General features: G+C 56.4%; 15 protein-coding genes and 1 tRNA gene. 8 read left to right on the top strand and 8 right to left on the bottom strand.

Features of this window, described 5'->3' with window-relative positions:
* Positions 1–267: 267 nt before the first annotated feature.
* The gene (locus VEV40_RS09865) at positions 268–618 is read right to left on the bottom strand and encodes a hypothetical protein (protein WP_324832001.1); all 351 of its coding nucleotides are present in this window, start codon (positions 616–618) and stop codon (positions 268–270) included.
* Between the two features lie 303 nt (positions 619–921).
* Between VEV40_RS09865 and VEV40_RS09860 the strand changes: the two genes are divergently transcribed.
* Together VEV40_RS09860 and VEV40_RS09855 are read left to right on the top strand one after the other, a co-directional pair.
* The gene (locus VEV40_RS09860; RefSeq protein WP_324832000.1) at positions 922–3,396 is read left to right on the top strand and encodes an ABC transporter permease; all 2,475 of its coding nucleotides are present in this window, start codon (positions 922–924) and stop codon (positions 3,394–3,396) included.
* Between the two features lie 108 nt (positions 3,397–3,504).
* Positions 3,505–3,909 (top strand): DUF1801 domain-containing protein, encoded by a 405-nt coding sequence (locus VEV40_RS09855; protein ID WP_324831999.1) that lies wholly within the window; start codon positions 3,505–3,507, stop codon positions 3,907–3,909.
* A gap of 21 nt (positions 3,910–3,930) precedes the next feature.
* Here the strand turns inward: VEV40_RS09855 and VEV40_RS09850 are convergent, their stop codons facing one another.
* Complete coding sequence (locus tag VEV40_RS09850; RefSeq protein WP_324831998.1) at positions 3,931–4,299, bottom strand: VOC family protein; 369 nt, start codon at positions 4,297–4,299, stop codon at positions 3,931–3,933.
* Positions 4,300–4,388: 89 nt separating this feature from the next.
* On the opposite strand from VEV40_RS09850, the gene VEV40_RS09845 reads away from it, so the two are divergent.
* A complete protein-coding gene (locus tag VEV40_RS09845) occupies positions 4,389–4,514 on the top strand; it encodes a DUF2945 domain-containing protein (RefSeq protein ID WP_324831997.1) in 126 nt (41 codons plus the stop codon).
* Here VEV40_RS09845 and VEV40_RS20710 read toward each other — a convergent pair.
* Positions 4,496–4,594, bottom strand: a complete 99-nt coding sequence (locus VEV40_RS20710) for a DUF2945 domain-containing protein (protein WP_414637837.1) — start codon at positions 4,592–4,594, stop codon at positions 4,496–4,498. The two genes, VEV40_RS09845 and VEV40_RS20710, sit on opposite strands and share 19 nt — an antisense overlap.
* Positions 4,595–4,854: 260 nt before the next feature.
* Positions 4,855–5,556 carry a hypothetical protein gene (locus tag VEV40_RS09840; protein ID WP_324831996.1) on the bottom strand — a complete coding sequence of 234 codons (702 nt, stop codon included), beginning with the start codon at positions 5,554–5,556 and terminating at the stop codon, positions 4,855–4,857.
* A 145-nt stretch (positions 5,557–5,701) separates the two neighbouring features.
* Here VEV40_RS09840 and VEV40_RS09835 point away from each other — a divergent pair.
* The 3 genes from VEV40_RS09835 to VEV40_RS09825 all read left to right on the top strand — a co-directional run bounded on the left by VEV40_RS09835 (position 5,702) and on the right by VEV40_RS09825 (position 7,909).
* Positions 5,702–5,777 (top strand) — tRNA-Ala (locus tag VEV40_RS09835).
* 419 nt (positions 5,778–6,196) lie between these two features.
* Positions 6,197–7,171, top strand: coding sequence for an NAD(P)-dependent alcohol dehydrogenase (locus VEV40_RS09830; protein WP_324831995.1), 975 nt, complete (start codon positions 6,197–6,199; stop codon positions 7,169–7,171).
* Positions 7,172–7,189: 18 nt separating this feature from the next.
* Entirely contained in the window at positions 7,190–7,909 is a 720-nt protein-coding gene (locus VEV40_RS09825) for a DUF4386 domain-containing protein (protein WP_324831994.1), read from the top strand.
* Between the two features lie 573 nt (positions 7,910–8,482).
* Here the strand turns inward: VEV40_RS09825 and VEV40_RS09820 are convergent.
* Together VEV40_RS09820 and tal are read right to left on the bottom strand one after the other, a co-directional pair.
* Complete coding sequence (locus VEV40_RS09820) at positions 8,483–8,686, bottom strand: hypothetical protein (RefSeq protein ID WP_324831993.1); 204 nt, start codon at positions 8,684–8,686, stop codon at positions 8,483–8,485.
* A 334-nt stretch (positions 8,687–9,020) separates the two neighbouring features.
* Positions 9,021–10,106, bottom strand: coding sequence for a transaldolase (tal, locus tag VEV40_RS09815; protein WP_324831991.1), 1,086 nt, complete (start codon positions 10,104–10,106; stop codon positions 9,021–9,023).
* Between the two features lie 138 nt (positions 10,107–10,244).
* On the opposite strand from tal, the gene VEV40_RS09810 reads away from it, so the two are divergent.
* Positions 10,245–12,788: a GH92 family glycosyl hydrolase gene (locus VEV40_RS09810; RefSeq protein ID WP_324831989.1), complete on the top strand. Its 2,544-nt coding sequence runs from the start codon at positions 10,245–10,247 to the stop codon at positions 12,786–12,788.
* Positions 12,789–13,072: 284 nt separating this feature from the next.
* Entirely contained in the window at positions 13,073–15,271 is a 2,199-nt protein-coding gene (locus tag VEV40_RS09805; protein ID WP_324831988.1) for a glycosyl hydrolase family 95 catalytic domain-containing protein, read from the top strand.
* Between the two features lie 5 nt (positions 15,272–15,276).
* Here the strand turns inward: VEV40_RS09805 and VEV40_RS09800 are convergent, their stop codons facing one another.
* Both VEV40_RS09800 and VEV40_RS09795 read right to left on the bottom strand, forming a co-directional pair.
* Positions 15,277–16,566 (bottom strand): M20 family metallopeptidase, encoded by a 1,290-nt coding sequence (locus VEV40_RS09800; protein ID WP_324831987.1) that lies wholly within the window; start codon positions 16,564–16,566, stop codon positions 15,277–15,279.
* A 29-nt stretch (positions 16,567–16,595) separates the two neighbouring features.
* Positions 16,596–18,302 carry an MFS transporter gene (locus VEV40_RS09795; RefSeq protein ID WP_324831986.1) on the bottom strand — a complete coding sequence of 569 codons (1,707 nt, stop codon included), beginning with the start codon at positions 18,300–18,302 and terminating at the stop codon, positions 16,596–16,598.
* Positions 18,303–18,345 lie beyond the last annotated feature (43 nt).

Here is an 18,345-nt window from a genome sequence, read left to right as displayed (position 1 = left end):
ACACAGGCAGCGACCTTCACTTCATCACTCTTAGTTGCATAGAAGACCATCCTGGCTCGGCACTGCGGAAGCCCGCGACTAGTTCGGGAAATCCTTGAAGACGACTATCTCATGGACACATGGCACGGTTGAGATCGAATCGGAGTGTACGGCTGTACGCCGAGAGCGTACAACGGCCGAATCCCACGTCGCTGCGAGACCTGGGGCGCCCTCGATCCTTCTTAAAGGAGAACCATGACAGATATGGATCCGGCCAAAATCTAAATTCTAATTACTGACTGCTTTGGCAGTAGCTTTGCCGGTGTCCTTTACCCCTACGGCTGTCTTCTCGCCGGCTTTTTCGGTGTACTTCACAGAGACCTTGCTACCTTCCTTGATGCCGTCGCCAATATCCTTGCCACCTTCGACTGTGGTCTTGTCTGTCCACTTAATCGTGTGTTCTGTACCATCCCCGGTTTTCACTACCATCGTCTTTGTGTCCTTGTCGATATGCTTGACCGTGCCCTTCACGATGTGAAAGACGTCATCCTGTGCAGACATTGTTTGTGTCATTCCAAAAGCCATGATGGCGGCGACGCAAACCAGTAAAGCTACCCGATACCTCGATCGCAACATCATAGACATCCTCCTCTTTCGGTTGCCCTTTAGCGACCATGTTTTAAATTGCACACTAGTTCACCACAAACAGAGACCGTTTGGAAAGTAGCCGCCGGCGGGTGGCCCAAATATGAAACTCGGTGCCTCGTAAATGCCATAAGAATGAAGTTTACGAGTAGGTTGTAGGGGTGGACAGACGACTCGGCTGAAGACTGGCGACCGCTCAAAGCGTGCTTGAGGGTCTGGTGACTCCAAAGCCATAAAGGGAACCCCCCGCATGTAACCTGCGTACCACACTGCGTAGCCCTCCCGGAGGCAACGCCAGTGGAATCCCTGAAAAGCCAGCTTAAGCAGACCATGCGCCGCTTGTGGCGCGCGCCTATGTTCACCTGCATTGCGCTCATCACGCTGGCCGTGGGGATCGGCGCGAACACCGCGGTCTTCAGCGTTGTCGAAGGCGTGCTGCTCAAGCCCTTGCCTTACCCGCATCCGAATGAGCTGGTCGGCCTCTGGCATGTCGCTCCCGGACTGAACCTCGGCGATGGGGTGAATATGGCCCCGTCGAACTACTTTATTTACCGCGAGCAGAACCGCACATTTCGCGACATCGGCCTCTACCAGGGCGATTCTGTCAGCGTGACCGGATCGGGCGAACCCGAACAGGTGCGCGCTCTGGATGTGACCGACGGCCTTTTGCCCGTCCTGGGCATTTCACCCATGCTCGGACGTGTCTTCAATCACGCCGAAGCCACTACCGGGGGGCCGGACAGTGTGATCCTGACTTATGGCTACTGGCAAACAAAGTTCGGCTCCGACCGCTCCATCATTGGCCGCACCATTACTGCAGACGGCAAGCCGCGCCAGATCATCGGCGTCATGCCGAAGAACTTCCAGTTCCTTGATTGGGAACCGGTGGCGTTGATTCTGCCCATTCAGTTTGACCGCAACAAGACCATGCTCGGCCAGTTCAGCTATGACGGCATCGCAAGGCTCAAGTCCGGCGAGACGCTCGCTGCAGCCAATTCAGATATCGCCCGCATGATCCCAACCGTCTGGAACAGCTTCCCCTCGCCGCCGGGCTTCAGTGTCGACTTGTTCAAGAAAGCGCGCCTCGGGCCGAACGTGCGCCCCCTCATGCAGGACGTAGTTGGCGATGTAGGCAAGCTTCTGTGGATACTCATGGGCAGCATCGGTCTCGTGCTGCTCATCGCCTGTGCCAATGTCGCAAACCTGCTGCTCGTCCGGGCTGAAGGCCGCCAGCAGGAGCTTGCCATTCGCGCTGCGCTCGGCGCAAGCCGTAGCCGCATTGTCAGGGAATTTTTGTTTGAAAGCATTGCGCTGGGAGTACTCGGTGGTGTCCTCGGCCTTGCGTTGGCCTACGGCGCTCTGCGACTCCTCGTGGCCATTGCTCCATCTGGCCTGCCCCGTGTTGAAGACATCGGAATCAATCTTCCTGTGCTGGCTTTCGCCGTTCTGGCGTCCTTGCTGGCCAGTCTCTTGTCCGGCCTCATTCCCATTATGAGATACTCCGGCGCCAGCATGGGCACTGGCCTGCGCGAAGGTGGCCGCTCGCAGAGCCAGGGCCGCGAGCGTCATCGCACACGCAACACGCTTGTCGTGGTTCAGGTTGGCCTCGCCTTCGTCCTGCTCATTTGTTCCGGCCTTATGGTCCGCACCTTCCGCGCCTTAACGCACGTCGATCCCGGATTCGCGCAGCCCGCTCAGGTCCAGACCCTGCGTCTCACCATTCCCGAAGCTGTAGTAAAGGACGACGAAAAAGTGGTCCGCATGCAGCAGGCAATTATGGACAAGATTGCCGCAATTCAGGGCGTGTCCGCTGTAGCGCTGGCCAACTCCGTCCCCATGGATGGAGGGCGGTGGATGGATCCCGTCTTCGCGCAGGACCGCAACTATGCAGAAGGCGAGATGCCGCCGTTGCGCCGCTTCAAGTTTGTCTCGCCGGGCTTCTTTCACACACTGGGCATTCCGCTGATAGCCGGTCGCGATTACAGCTGGGCCGAGACCTACCAGAAGCTTCCCGTCGCCATTGTGTCAGAAAATTTCGCCCGCGAGTATTGGGGCAGCCCACAGAACGCGCTGGGCAAGCAGATTCGCGTAAGTTCCAAAGACGACTGGCGTCAGATCGTCGGCGTAGTAGGTGACATTCACGACGACGGTATGAACAAGGACGCCCCAGCCATTGCCTACTGGCCCATCCTTGTCGCCCACTTCGAAAGCGACATGTTCCATGTGAGCCGCACTGTAGTCTTTGCTGTTCGCACTCCGCGTGCCGGTTCCGCAAGCCTCATGAAGGAAGTGCGTCAGGCCGTGTGGTCGGTCGATTCCAACCTGCCACTCGAAGATGTCCGCGCGCTCGACTACTACTACAACAAATCCATGGCACGCACTTCCTTCACATTGGTCATGCTCGCCATAGCTGGAGGCATGGCGCTGCTGCTCGGCGCGATTGGACTCTACGGCGTAATTGCCTATTCCGTTTCGCAGCGCACGCGCGAGATCGGCATCCGCATCGCCCTCGGAGCGCAGCGGCAGAACATCACAGGCATGTTCGTGCGCCAGGGATTGATTCTGGCAGGTGTGGGCGCGGCCTGCGGTCTCGTCGTTGCGATTGCCGCTACGCGGTTTCTGTCATCGCTGCTCTTCCACGTCAGCCCGGTTGATCCCGTCACCTACATTTCCGTGTGCCTCGGACTCGCCGCCGCCGCCGTGCTTGCCAGCTACATTCCTTCGCGCCGCACCACAGCCGTAGATCCAGTCGAAGCGCTCAGGGCGGAATGAAAACGCGCCCAAAGTCGGTGAGGCTCAGGCCGGACGAGATTCCACAGCAACGGCGCTCGCATGGTTCGCCACAATCACATGCATCTAAGTGCGAGAATTGGATCGTATATGGAATCAGCCTCTGTATTCATCGACGAGAAGATCAAGGAACTTGGCGACTGGCGCGGAAAGACGCTCGCCAAAGTGCGCACCATCATCCACGAGGCGGACCCTGAGATCGTCGAAGAGTGGAAGTGGATGGGAACTCCCGTCTTCTCCCATTCAGGCATTGTCTGCACGGGAGAGACATACAAGAACGTCGTCAAGCTGACATTCGCCAAGGGTGCTTCGTTGCAGGACCCTTCACGCCTCTTCAACTCCAGCCTCGACGGGAATGTCAGGCGCGCCATCGACATCCACGAAGGCGACAAGATCGATGTGGCGGCCTTGAAGGATCTCATCCGCGCCGCAGTGGCGCTCAATCTTAAGACCACGCCAAAGTCTCGGCGAGCTACCAGCAAGCGGACCAACTAGTGGTCGGACGACAGCAACCAACTATAAGTTCGAGCCGAAGGCAAGCAGACGGCCGTCGCAATCCTTCACCACAAACTCTCGCGAGCCCCAGGGCATATTGTCAAGTTCCCGGGTGAATTCCACGCCGTTTGCTGCGTACTCGGCATAAAGCGCATCCGCATCTTCAATATTGAGGTATGCGTCGAGCAGTTCGTCCTCATATTTGTCCGGATTCGCTGTAGGCGGCTCAGCGCAGCGCAAGTGAATTGCGCGTTGATCGCGCGCCACAATGGCATAAACCGGCGGGTCTTGCCATGTCCCCAGGCACTCGAAGCCAAGCTTGTCTTTGTAATAGGCAACCGTGCCGGGAATGTCCCTGGTGAAGAACTGAGGCGCGATCTGGCGAATCATTGACCAAGTGTATAGCAGCCCGAGATGCACTATCGTGAATCCATGCAAAGGGGAGATGGCCTGTTCGATTACGAGAGGAGATCCATAAGATGGCTAAGACGTTTAAAGTCGGCGACCATGTAAGCTGGAACTCCGAGGCTGGCCGAGTCTCGGGGACTATTATCGCCATCCATACCAAAGACTTTACTTACAAGGGTCAATGGGCGGCGATGTGATCGGTCTTGTCGCTTTTGATCTCATATTGCGGATCGCTTTTCGAGGCGTGATGCACATTAAGGGCAGCGCTCTTGAACATCTGTAGGGAAACCCACCAAAGGCGTCATTTCCTCCGCGCAAACCCTCATTTTCCTGACGTCAGTTAAGCACTCTTGACACGTTTGCTACTATGAAATCAAGACAAACGCCCGTCCACCAAACGGGCGTTTTGCTTTTTACGGAACCGCTCTGGAAGGTAAGGGAAATTCTAGATGCTCGTAACTACTATAGGAATGAATATTTTACCAAAAAATAGGGGGTGGTAGAATAGCGGCAAACACAGCGAATCTGATCCCCGTGTTACGGCTGCGGCTGGGTAGACCCTGAAGGCTGTGAGCCGGAGGAACTCGAGATAGGCTTCTTCTTCTTTTTCGTGCTTGCAGTCGACTTGACTGGGCCGTCATCCACAATCGTCGTTTTAGGAGGCTCTGCGGCCTTTGCCGCTGCCACCTGTTGAATGATCGCCTGCAGCTTTGCCGTTTCCGCCTCATTGTTCTTAGAGGTCGCCAGGATCGCATTTCCCAGGTCCGTGCGAGCGGATTCAAGCTTACCGAGGGCGTTGGTGACGCTGCTGGCCTCATTTTCAGGCGCAGCAAGCATTGCCGTCTGTGAGACGCGCAGCAGCACATCATAAAGCGCGTCTATGTTGCGGTAAACCGGGAACACCGCCGAAACGGTTCCGGAACCAGCATCAGCCGTCGCTAATAGCCCCGGCAATGTGCCGTTTAAATCGCGCTGGATGGAGTCGGCATTCTGCTGTGTGGCGGCACGCACTTCGCTCGGAGCCTTCCAGCGGGATATGTTCAGGGATACGATGGCTTGGCTGACCTGGTTGAGTGCGGGCTGGAGCAAGTCAGAGGGCTTTGGCGCCGTCTGAGCCGGTTGGTCCTGCGGAGTGGAACCCGCAACTCCACCCTGGGAAAAACATAGTAACGCCGAGAGAGAGAGCAAGCCGGTAGCACAAAGCACACGCCGCGCGGAAACCAGGTTCACAACAGACATATTAAAGGCCCCGATGCGGATTCAGTCAAAAAGGGTTGGCAACTCTCGAATAAAAATCATTTTTCACTCCCAGCAATTTTTCTATGGACGAGGTTTGACGAAAAGTCATCCGTCGCAGAAAATAAAGAGAATACCTTCCTCACGTGGGCCTGTGGCGCAGCTGGGAGCGCGCTTCCATGGCATGGAAGAGGTCGTCGGTTCGATCCCGACCAGGTCCACCATCAAATCAAATACTTGCAGACCCCCTTCTTTCCCGCTTTGTGTCAATTTGTGTCAAAAATGTGCTGCTCTCATTTCGCAGTGCACGTTTCGCATCCACAGGAAGACGCTGAGAACAACCTTACTCGCCGGAATGTTCCTGTCCTAGTCGGTTTCCGTGCAGCCTATGTCTTCGAAAGATTATCTCGTGATTTGTGGCCGAGATTTTACGCACCGAGGTGACACGCTGTGCCCATTCAGAACGCCCCCTCCGTAGCCACAGCCAGATCATCGCTCAATTCAACTACCATGCGCAACGATCGGACCGGGGAAGCGGATGCAGCCCTGGGGGCTGAGGAAGCCAGTGAGCACGTGACGCGGGAACTTGCGCGATCCTTCTGCCTAAGAGTGTATTAACACTATCGGAAATCAAGGCGGTCGCATGAATGCCATTGTGTATCGCAAGAATGGTCCTCCTGAGAAAGTTCTGACCTTCGAAAACGTGGACAAGCCTGTTCCGGGCGATCGGGAAGTGTTGATCAAGGTCCGCGCCGCAGCGATGAATCCCCTCGACGTCGGTGTGATGAAGGGCGGCCCGGCTCTCACGCGGCTGCTGTTTGGCCCGAGGAAACCGAAGGTCCCGGGAGTAGACGCCGCAGGAGTGGTGGAAGCTGTGGGACGCGGTGTGACGCAGTTCAAGGCTGGCGATGCTGTGTTCGGATCTGCGCGCGGGGCGTTTGCGGAATGCGCGGTTGCGCCAGAGTCGAAACTGGCCGCCAAGCCAGACAGTGTTAGCTTCGAGGATGCGGCCGCCACACCGATCGCCGCGCTTACTGCTTTGCAGGGCCTTCGCGATAAAGGAAGGATCGGGGCCGGGCAGAGCGTCTTAATTATCGGCGCGTCGGGCGGCGTGGGCACCTTTGCCGTGCAGCTTGGCAAGGTTTTCGGCGCGCACGTGACGGCCGTGTGCAGCGCGCGGAACGCGGAGCTGGTTCGATCGCTCGGGGCCGAGCGAGTGATCGATTATGCCGTAGAAGACTATGCGAAAGGGACGGCGCGTTACGATTTGATTTTCGATCTCGCCGGGAATCATTCGTTCGCTGCGAGGCAGCGTGTCATGACTCCGCGGGGTATCTGCGTCGGCGCGGGAGTTCTCGATGGGCCGAAATCGCTGCTCGTGATGTTTGGCGGTTTGATTGTAACGCTCGTGCGCGCCAAGTTTTCGAGGCAGGAATTCAGCACCTTCGTCGCCAAAATCAACCGTGAAGACCTGGCCTTCATCGGCCAACTCCTAGCCAGCGGTACGCTGAAACCGGTCATCGACAAGAGATATACGCTCAATGAAGTCCCCGAAGCGGTGCACTATCAGGGAACATTGCGGGCCCGGGGAAAACTCGTCATCAACGTGTGCCCTTGAGGTCGAGGAAAGGAACGCATGATCGACCGGTCGCAACGCCTCGCTGCCCGCGTTTTCGCCATCACAACCCTGCTGATATACGTCGTTATCGGGATCGCTTATTCGCGTTTCTACGCGCCATTTCTTGTTTGGGAGCATGAAGCGGAGACGGCCCGCAATTTCATTGGGCATGAACCACTCGTCCATGACTACATCGCCGCCGCCGTCGTATACGGTTTGGGAGCGATCGTGGTTCTGACCGCTCTCTATGTTGTCTTCAGGCCAGTCAGCACGGGCTTGGCACTCTTCGCGGTATTCAACAGACTGGTATATGCCGTGATGTGGTTCATCTTGCTGATCGACCATTTCGGCGCGCTGCGGATCATGGGCGGCAGGGATTTCCTGCACGTGTTCGAGCCGGAACGTCTGCAGGCCTTGGCGGGGTTGCAACTCGCTTCGGGATGGGACGCTTATTACATCGGGTTGACGTTTTACGCGATCGGGTCCGTCCTCTACAGTTATCTGTTTTTCAAGTCGCGTTATATTCCGCGAACGCTGGCTGTCTTAGGCATCATGGCGGCGGTCTTCGAAGGGGTCTGCGGGTTCGCCTACCTCATCGACCGCAACTTCGAAGCGAACGTCTCAGTGAAGTGGTACGAAATGCCGGTGGTTTACTTTGAGGTGGCGATCAGCATCTGGATTCTGATTCGAGGACTCAGAGTACCGGAGACGGCGAAGGCCATCCAGCCAGGCAAATAAAATCTCGCACGCTCTTCCCGCCGCTTGTGTGGCGAGAATCGCGAGAGCGACGACCGAGCCAACGACCAAATCCGCGTGAGACCGAGACCCCGTCGATAGCTGCGAGGATCTGGCCGGTGACGAAACAGGGCCAGGCGGTGACGTGGAAGCGCTCGGGGACTGAGCGAATATGCAAGTCAGCGAGTCGGATCGCCCCTGTGGCGGATTTTCCCGAACAGGTGGCAGCATTTCACCGCCTGCAAGCGAGCGACTTCAGAGAACTCCTTCGATAACCGCGGCCACATCATCACTCAATTCCTCAGCCCTCTGCAGTGCTCCTTATATCCTGACAATCTCCAGTTCACGAGACGCGATCTGGCCAGCCGGCTCGTTGTGATCTCGTGCTGTGTTGAGGCTGCGTTGATGACTGCAAGCATGCGTTTGAATATCGGACCGGCGGATAGGTTTTGACCATAAATGGTAAACTTGCCGCCGATCGTTGTTGATGTGGGCGAGAGTGACGTTAGCAGGGGCGGATCGACCGACCAAGTCGAGAAAGGATAGGGGACGTGGCAGACAGGGCCAAGGTTACCATTACACTCCCGGACAAACCAGCGTGGCTATTGCATTAAAGGCAATCTCTCCGTTCCCGGTGCCACCGCTCGGATAAGCCTCCTGGGGCACATACCACGTCCAGGTCGGGTTGAACGTGGAATTACTGCCGGACGAGGACTGCGGCGTGAAATCCCACACCGGCTGCGAGGTCTCGTATTTATGGGGAGAATGCTGCCGTTGCACACAGAGGTCGCGGCAGGGAAGTCGAGGGTGCTGAGCGATCTTTCGTTATTTACCTATCTATCTATCTATCTATCTATCTATCTATCTAGATAGGGATTTTGGGGCTGACCCGCCACGTTCAGCCCATGGCCCAGTTTGTTTTGAGATTTTTGTGTCAAGTTTGTGTCAAAATACGCCAATTCCGCCGATTTTGCCGGTTCATCCAATTTTTAACCGCTTGTCCGTCAATAACTTACGAATTTCCCACTTCCATGGCATGGAAGAGGTCGTCGGTTCGATCCCGACCAGGTCCACCAAAGATTCAAAGACTTACATATCCCAAGATTCTCAGAAGCTAGGCGACTCCCTGCAGCACTTTGCCCTTAGTCTCTATGGCCTCGAGCAACTTGCTCCATGATTCATCAAATGCCTTGGCGCCTTGTGATTGCAGGTCCGCAGCCAACTTGTCGAGGTCGATACCTGCGCTTCTGAAATTGGTGAGGACGGGTTCGCAGTCTCCCCCATTTCGCGGTAGTACTCCTGTCACGTTCCCATGCTCACTGAACGCAAGTAAAGTCTTCTCCGGCATGGTATTAATCGTGTTCGGTGCAGCGAGTGCATTGATATAAAGGACATCTGATGCCTTCGGATCCTTGGTGCCGGTACTGGCAAAGAGCAGGCGCTGCGGACGAGCGCCAAAATTCGCCAGACGCTGCCAGCGATCCGATTCCAGCATATCCCTGTAGGCCTTGTAGACCTGTTGTCCAATCGCAATGCCCAATTTATCGCGCAATGTCACGGAAACCTTGTCCATTGTTGCGCCATCCCAACGGCTAAGGAAGACCGAAGCAACTGAGCGAACATCGGGATTAAAACCAGCGGACACGCGCCGCTCCAACCCCCGCATATATGCTTCTGCGGATGCAAGGTATTGCTCGCGGGAGAAAAGCAGCGTGACATTAATTGCAATACCGTTTGCAATCGATTCCTCGATCGCCGGCACGCCGTTACTCGTGCCCGGAATCTTGATGAACAGGTTCGGACGATTTCCTTTGTCATGGAGAAACTTTGCCGCCGATACTGATTTCCTGGTGTCGTAAGCGAGCAGTGGCGACAATTCAAGGGAAACGTAACCGTCGATTCCTGCCGTACGCTCATGAACTGACGCGAACAGGTCTGCAGCTCGCGTCAAATCCTGCAATGCCAGTTCAAAGAACAGTTCCTCGCCTGAGATGCCAGTCTGCATCAGTCGGCGAATATCCGCATCATAGGCGCCGCTTTTCGATATAGCGTGCTCAAAGATAGTTGGGTTTGAGGTTAAGCCCGTAACCGAAAGATCGTCGATGTACTGCTTCAAAGTCCCGTTGTCGAGCAGATCACGAGTAATATTGTCGAGCCATAAACTTTGCCCGAGATCGTGAAGTTGCTGCGTCGCTTTCATGGATTCTTCCCCCACTTCCAGCTTTGATGGCGATAAGCATTGCCACAGCGGCTGATTTAAGTTTGATATCGCCGATAAATCATTGTCGATGCGATCAGTGGCGCATTCATTGGCTTAGCGGAGCGGAATTCTTAGCTGATGGTCTCGTCGCTCGAGCCGATTCACTACAATGCGACCAGAGCCTGCGGCGAATTTTCCGCGCAGATCCTGTTGGGAGCGATGATGCACAAGCCGGAATGGAGCAGTTGGTGGATTAGGGTGTCTGCCGGGTTGGTGGTTTTGTTATGGGTGGGTACAGCCATAGCGTGGGCACAAGCGAATGACAATGGCGGGGACGATCCGGCTGCACTGGTGAATCCACTGATCGGGACGACCAATGGAGGTAACGATTATCCGGGCGCAACATTGCCTCTGGGCATGCTGGCGTGGAGCCCGGAAGAACCGCGGACCCATCCACGGCAGCAGGTGCAGGGTGTACCGGGATCGATGCGTGATGACCGCGGACGTCCGGCAGCTCCGGGTGGTTACGAGTATTCGGCAAACCGCATTAGCGGATTTTCCTTGACACACCTGATGGGTACCGGCTGTGCCGGCGCCAGCGGAGATATTCCGTTTATGCCGTATGTGGGCGAAGTAACCTCTTCGCCGGCGGATGATGCAAGCGCGGAAATTTACGGCAGCGCCTTCATACACGACAATGAGACCGCACAAGCCGGGTATTACAAGGTCAAGCTTGAGAATGGCGTTACAACGGAGTTGACCGCAACGTTGCGCACCGGGTATGGGCGGTTTGATTATCCCGCAGGCAAGCCTGCGGTGATGTTCGTGCGGACCGCGTATTCCGAGACCGGTAGCACAGATGCGTATGTAAAGATCGACCCGTCAACTCAGACCGTCTCCGGATCTGTGACCAGCGGGAATTTCTGTGGATATATCGGCACCGTCAATCGACGGAGCTATTACACGCTGTACTTTGTGGCGCATTTCGATGTGCCATTCTTGAGCACGGGAACGTGGCAGGATTCGGCGATACGGCCCGGGACGAAGGAAGCGCGGGGCGGAACGACGTATGGCGCGAAAGGATTTGTCCCGCCGGGAAAAGGATCAGGCGGATGGGTGGTGCTCGATACTTCGAAATCGCCAAGCATAGGTGTGCGTGTCGGGATTTCATATGTGAGCGAAGACAATGCCGAAGCGAATTTGCGCGCAGAAATTCCGGCGGGAACAACATTTGAGGCAGTGCGCCAGAAGGCGCATGCCGCCTGGAACGATGCGCTGAGCCGCGTGGAAATCGAAGGCGGCATGCATGACGAGCAGGTGGTCTTCTATACGGCCCTTTACCATACGCTGATGGGCGAGAACCTTTATAGCGACGTGGACGGGCGTTATATGGGCATGGACGGAAAGGTGCATACCGTAACTGCTCCGCAGAAGGCGCAATACAGCACGTTCTCCGGATGGGATGTGTATCGTTCACAGTTACAGTTACTGACCCTGCTGGAACCGGATGTAGCTGGAGACTTCGCCCAGTCCCTGCTCAACCAGGCGAACCAGAACGGAGGCGAATGGGATCGCTGGACGCATAACTCCGGAATTACTCACGTCATGAACGGAGATCCGGCAGCGCCGGCGATTGCGGACATTCTGGCATTCGGCGGCAAGAACTTCGGTGCGAAGGCAGCGTACAAGTCCCTCTTGCAAGCAGCCACTGTGCCAACCGCACACGACCTCAGCAAAGAGGGATGCGCGGTGGAATGTGTTGGCCAGCGGCCCTCTCTCGACCAGTGGCTGAAGCTGCACTATATCCCCGTAGGCGCAAGTGCCTGGGGACCGGCGGCAGACACTCTTGAAGACGCTGCGGCGGATTTTGCTGTGTCCGAGTTGGCGCGACGCATGGGCGATAATGCGATGCGCAAGCAGTTCCTGGAGCGCGCCCAGTACTGGAAAAATATTTTCAATCCGCAGGCAACGCCGGAGGGCGGCTATATCCAGAACCGCAATGCCGACGGCACCTGGCCGAAATTTGATCCGGCATCTGGCAGTGGGTTCGTAGAGGGCAGCGCAGCACAATATGTGTGGATGGTGCCATTCAACGAGAAGGGACTGTTCACGATGATGGGCGGGATGGAAAAAGCGAGCCAGCGTCTGAATGCATTCTTCTATAACCCAGACGGCAGCCTGGCAGTGACGGCGTCAGGTGGCCTGCACGCGGAATTGAACAATGAGCCGTCTATTGAGACTCCCTGGCTTTTCGATTTTCTGGGGCAGCCATGGAAGACGCAGGAGGCTGTGCGCAGGGTGCTGAATACCATCTGGACCAACTCGCCAAAGGGCATGCCAGGCAATGACGATCTGGGTGAGATGTCGTCGTGGTACGTGTGGTCCGCGATCGGCATGTATCCGGAGATTCCCGGGCGAGCCGAACTGGTACTGGGAAGCCCGCTGTTCACGATGGTACATATCCACCGTCGTGAGGGCGATATCACGGTGAAGGCACACGGCGCTGCAACTAATTCACCCTACGTGCAAAACCTGAAAGTGAACGGAAAGATCACGACAAAGACCTGGCTGCCCGACAACTTTGTGGAGCACGGCGGAACATTGGAATTTGAGCTGAGCGCAACACCAGATAGGCACTGGGGAACTGGAGCAGAGGATGCGCCTCCGTCGTTCGAGCCGTGAGATGACTGAGGTTGCGCGTAAAAGCCTGTAATGTATGGCTGTTATAGCTGGAAAATTTAAACTCGAAACCGATGATCTTATCTTTAACACGTGTAACTTATAGAGCGGCATGCAAGTCTCGCAGCTTCGTTTCTGTCCTTTTCCTCGTCTCTCTACCATCAATCGCGCAAACGGCCAGGCAGACGACAGCCTGGTACGAAGGCAGTTTTCATGTGGAGCGGAGAGGCGTTGTTGGGCGGTCAGATATAGTCCTGCTACGGCCCAATGTGGCGCTACAAACAGCAATGCCATTGGGCAACGGACGCCTTGGCCTGGCTGTCTGGACCCAGGATGGGTACACTGCGCAACTGAATCGCGGTGACACGTTTCCTTTGCGGCTCTCGCCCGGACAAGTCGTCATTCCCGGCCTGAAAAAACTCACCGAAGCTGCTGACTACTTGGGGCGTTTGAATCTTTACGACGGCCAATTCGAGGAGCAGGGCGGCGGCACGGCAGCAACCACCTATGTGGATGCTGCGCTCGATGTGATGGCCGTCGATGTCACCGGAGCAGATCCGAATGTTCCGCAGACCGCCGAGCTTAAGTTGTGGGAGCCGCGCCATCCTCATGTCTTCGATTCAGGCAGGATCGGAATACTTGCGGAAACCTGGCTGGACAATAAGGAAGCCGGCGCCAGCGGCGATAGCTTCGGCTCGCTGGCCGCCATCACCGCAGACGCGACTGATCTTCGCGTAGAAAAAAGCGGGCCATATTCGGTCAGGATCACCTTTCGGCCGCATCCTGATGGAACATTCCGCATCCTCGTTGGTTCACCGGCATGGCATGGCGGCGATGCCCCGGCCACAGCCTCAAAATTACTGGACGCTGCGGAAAAGCTCTCACCGGATGAGCATCGCGCTTGGTGGAACCAATACTGGTCGCGCGTGGGATTGATGAAGCTCTCTTCGCCCGATCACGCGGCTGAATACTTTGAAAATCTGCGCACGATTGACCTCTTCACCGCGGCTGCTGAAGGCCGCGACCGTCTCCCGGGAGGACAGGCAGGCATCGGCGATCTGTTTTCAGCCTTTCAGGATACGCACCAGTGGGGGCCATCTGCATACTGGCACTGGAACCTTCGTATGCAGGTCAGTGCCAATCTCGGCGCAGGCACCTTTGATCTGAACCAGCCATACTTCAATCTTTATCGGGAAAATCTGACCAACATTCTTGCCTGGACCAGGCAGCACATGGGCGGACGTAATGGCGCGTGCATCCCTGAAACTATGCGCTTCAATGGCCGCGGATATGAAAATGAAACCTGGGTCCCCAAGCCCGCAATTAACTGCGGCCAGGATTCCCCGCCTTACTACAATGCCCGAACCATCTCGACCGGGGCTGAGGTTTCGCATTGGGTCTGGCAGCAATATCTGTTTACCGATGACCTGGATTTTCTCAGAACGAACTATCCTCTGATGCGTGAATCCGCGCGGTTTCTGCTCGCTTATGCCTCGCGCGGCAAGGATGGTAAGCTCCATACATTTCCATCGAATGCGCATGAAACGCAGTGGGACGTACATGATCCCACAACGGACATCCTGGCCATGCACGCGCTCTTTCCCGCAGTGATACAGGCAGCCAGCCTGCTCAAGACCGACGGCGAGCTCGTGGCCCAGTTGAAGCAGGCCATCCCGGAATTACCGGAATGGCCACTCGTTCGCCACTCGGCTCCCGGCGTGCTTGTGCCGAACGGCGCGAATGATCCAGACACGGTGATCGCCGCCAGCTATGATCCGGCAGTAGAGATCCACAATTCAGAGAACATTGGCCTGGAGCCGGTATGGCCTTATGGCTTCATCGGAGACGACGGCCCTCTTCACCAGCTTGGAGTGCGCACCTATCTGCAACGCCCCAACAAAAATCAAAACGACTGGAGCTACGATCCGGTGCAGGCCGCGCGCCTTGGCCTGACGGACGAATTCAAGTCAAGCCTGCTAGCTTTAACGGAGAAGTACCAGGCGTATCCCTCAGGCATGGCGAAGTTTGTTGGGCCGGAGTTCTATGTTGAGCAAACCGGCATCGTGGCCGATGCTTTGCAAAACGCTCTCGCGCAGGATTACGACGGCCTGCTTCGCATCGCGCCCGCATGGCCAAAGGATTGGGACGCGGATGCAACGGTATTTATTCAGCATCGCGGCAAAGTTCATCTGCAGATTCACAAGGGCGAGTTGCTCACCGTCGGCATTGAGGCCGGTGCTTCCGGAACGATGCGCGTGCGCAATCCCTGGCCCGGCGAAAAGGCGGAATTGGTGAATGCCCGGACTGCTGCTGTTGTCCTGCCATCCAATCAAGCTTCAGTTCTGGAATTTCCGATTCAGTCCGGTGGCGCTTACACATTGAGAAGAACCAGTGCGCCGAGTACGCCAATTTTCGAGGTAGTGTCCGGCATCCCTGCAACGGCTCCAAAAACATTGGGATCGAGAAGCATAGGAATCGGTAAATAGATTGCTTATCCGTTAGCCCACACCAGCGCTGCCGCAAGTAGAACTTCGGCCGTCCGAATCACGGAATCGAAATCAACATACTCATCCGGATTGTGCGCGCCGGCTCCGCATGGGCCAAAGAGCAGCGTGGGAATACCGAAATCCCGATGGATTAACCCCGCGTCGCAAGGATAGGGCGCAGCCGTTATAGAGGCTGTCTTTCCCAGAGTGCTTGATGCCGCATTCTCCATACACTTCAACCATGGATGATCATGCGCCAACTCATGACCATACAGAGGGCCTCCAATTAAGGGCGTCCAACTCACTGGATATTTCCGGAAAAACGGGTCGGATACGCAAAACTCTTTGAGCTTCTTTCTGAGATCTAAAATCACCGTATCCACATCTTCCTGCGGCAGAAACTGGAAATACACACGAATGGCGCCACGCGAAGGAACACTCAACGGAACCTGCGCATCCAGCGTATTGGACTCCACGGCAAGCACCTGTACGGGCGCAGGGTCGGGGAACTTCGCGTAGGCTCCGCTCGGCCGCAGACGGCTCCGTTGCTTCGCGCATTTGTCGATCCATTCCAGCAATCGTCCTAACTGCACTGCCGGACTTACCACTTCAGCTTTGGAAAAATATGCAGCAGGGTCGCCTGCGTCTATCGTCAAATCCACGACGAAGCCGCCGCGCGTGGCCCGATAAATTTCCAATTGCGTTCCTTCAGGAATGATGCAGGCATCCGCGGTATCACCGCGCAATCGCGCGGCAATCGTTCCGCCGCCGCCGCCCCATTCTTCATCGATAACTGACTCGCAGAGAATGTCGCCGCCGGGCCGGATGCCTGCGCGCTTCAAAGCACATACGACAGCGGCGTTCGCAACCAGCCCTCCCTTCATGTCAAACGACCCGAGGCCATGCACTTTTCCCTGATGAAAAGCGCCCGACCAGGGAGAACGCGACCACGGCCGCAAACCCGCTGAGACGGTGTCCATGTGGCCGTTCAGCAGCAAGCTCTGTCCTCGACCCGAGCCTTGCACTCTGACAATCAGGTTCTTTCGCCCCGCATAGGGCTTCTGCCTTCTGACCTGCGGAAAATCAGACCTAAGAATGAACGCGGTGTCGTACAACTCGCTCCGCAGGCCATTCCCGCGGAAAAAATCGCGCAGTACAAGCTGCGCCGGAGTCTCGTTGCCGCCCGCAAGCACGGCTGCGCTGTTCGTTCTTACCAGGTCCTGCAAAAGACGCTTCAGATCATTTCTGAGTGGACGGATCAGTTTTTGCGCTGCGCTTGTGGCGCTGTCTTTCATGAATACTCCTGCGGAAAATTAGCCGCCGATCAACTCGCGTCTGCAAGTTGTCCCTTGCCGGAAAAGTAGACTTCGATCTCTTCCAAGGTCTTGCCTTTGGTTTCAGGAACAAACAAGGTCGCGGTCAGGAAATAAATCACTGTGCAGCCCGCCCAGGCAAAAAACATGGCCGAGTACCCGAAGCTGCCCACAACCGGCAGAAAAACGGCTGCGCTCAATGTCGATACGCCTTGGTTCAGCAGCAGAGCAATTCCCATGCCTGCCGAGCGGATGCGCGTCGGCATCAACTCAGAAAGCACCAGCCACACCACCACCCCCGGCCCAACCGCATAGGCCGCAATAAAAACCGCCATGCAGAGCGTGATCAGCCATGACGTGACCGGACGCGGCACCGGCCCATATTTCGCTTTGGTGATGGTGAGCGGTTTTTCCGTCTCCGAAGCATCAGGCTTGATCGTCAGCACTGGATAATCGTCGGTGCTCAGCACAGTTTCCATGCGGCTGCCGTCGCCATAGGAATAGAGCACGGTAAGCGACATCGGCCTGCCTCCAGTCGCAGGACCTAAAGTTGTCTCATTCACCGGCATGATGACGGCATTGCCGTTTGTAGCAGCCTCTATTTTGCTCTTCACGTCAACGCGGTTTAATTCAGAACTTAGAAAGAAAATTCCGCCTGCTGCGAGCGACAGAACTACGCCGCCGGTGCCAATCTTCAGTAGAAATCTGCGTCCCTTTTTGTCCACCAAACCGACGGCGACAAAGGTCATCACGCAATTCAGAACCTTCACCGCAACATCGCCCTGTGTGGCGTGCGTAGCAGTCAGACCGGCCTGCTTGAGGATGATGACAAGAAATCCAAGCACGGAGTTGATCCCGGTGGCCTGATTGAAAGCAAGGATGACGCATGCGAGCACAAACGGAATGACATACTTTCGTTGCAGCAGCGAGCCGCCTGTCGCAGACTGCGTCTGGCTCGTCGGCGCAATCGCCAGCGACTCCATCTCCTTCAACTCGCGGTCTGCTTCCGGCGCGGGAAGGGAACGCAGCAGGGCCTTGCGCGCTTCTTCCGTTCTCTTTTTTCTAAACAGCCAGCGCGGCGATTCAGCCAGGAAAAATGCGCCGGCGAAAAAGGCGATCCCCGGATAGACGACCGCCAGAAACATGCTGCGCCATGCGCGATTTTGCGCGGCATGGATCAGCGTAAGATTTCCCGTCGCATGGGCAATCGCCGTTTCCGCCTGCCGGGTGTAGAACCATCCCACTGTGGCCGCCACCACGATGCCGAAAGTCAGCATGAATTGAAAGACAGCGGTCCCGCGTCCGCGATTGTCCGCTCCCAAACACTCGGCCAGATACAGCGGCACCACGACGGCAATCACGCCCCCGCTCATGCCCTGCAGCAGACGCCCCACGAACAACGAAGCAAAGCCTTGCGAAAGCACAATCAACCCGACGCTCGCGACGAACATCAATCCGCTGACAATCATCATCCGTTTGCGCCCAAACCAATCCGCAAGAAAGCCGGCGACAGGAGAAGAGACCATGCTCCCGCCCAGTACTGCCGCGACGATGATCGATGTCTGGCTGACCGTCAGATCGATGGTTTTGCTCAGGTAAAGAAGGGCAGCAGCGATAATCCCGACATCAATGCCGTAAAGCAGGCCGCCGAGGCCTGCAATAAAAATAAGAAATCGAGTGTACATCGTGCCGGGCTGTGCCGCTGAGGAGTCTCGCATTCGTGTCCTGTGGCCCAAATGTTCTGAAAAATTGCTCTTTATG

Source organism: Alloacidobacterium sp., assembly GCF_035631355.1.
GTDB lineage: Bacteria > Acidobacteriota > Terriglobia > Terriglobales > Acidobacteriaceae > Alloacidobacterium.
Note: the sequence above shows the minus strand (reverse complement) of the source record. Positions and strands in the feature narration are given on the sequence as shown.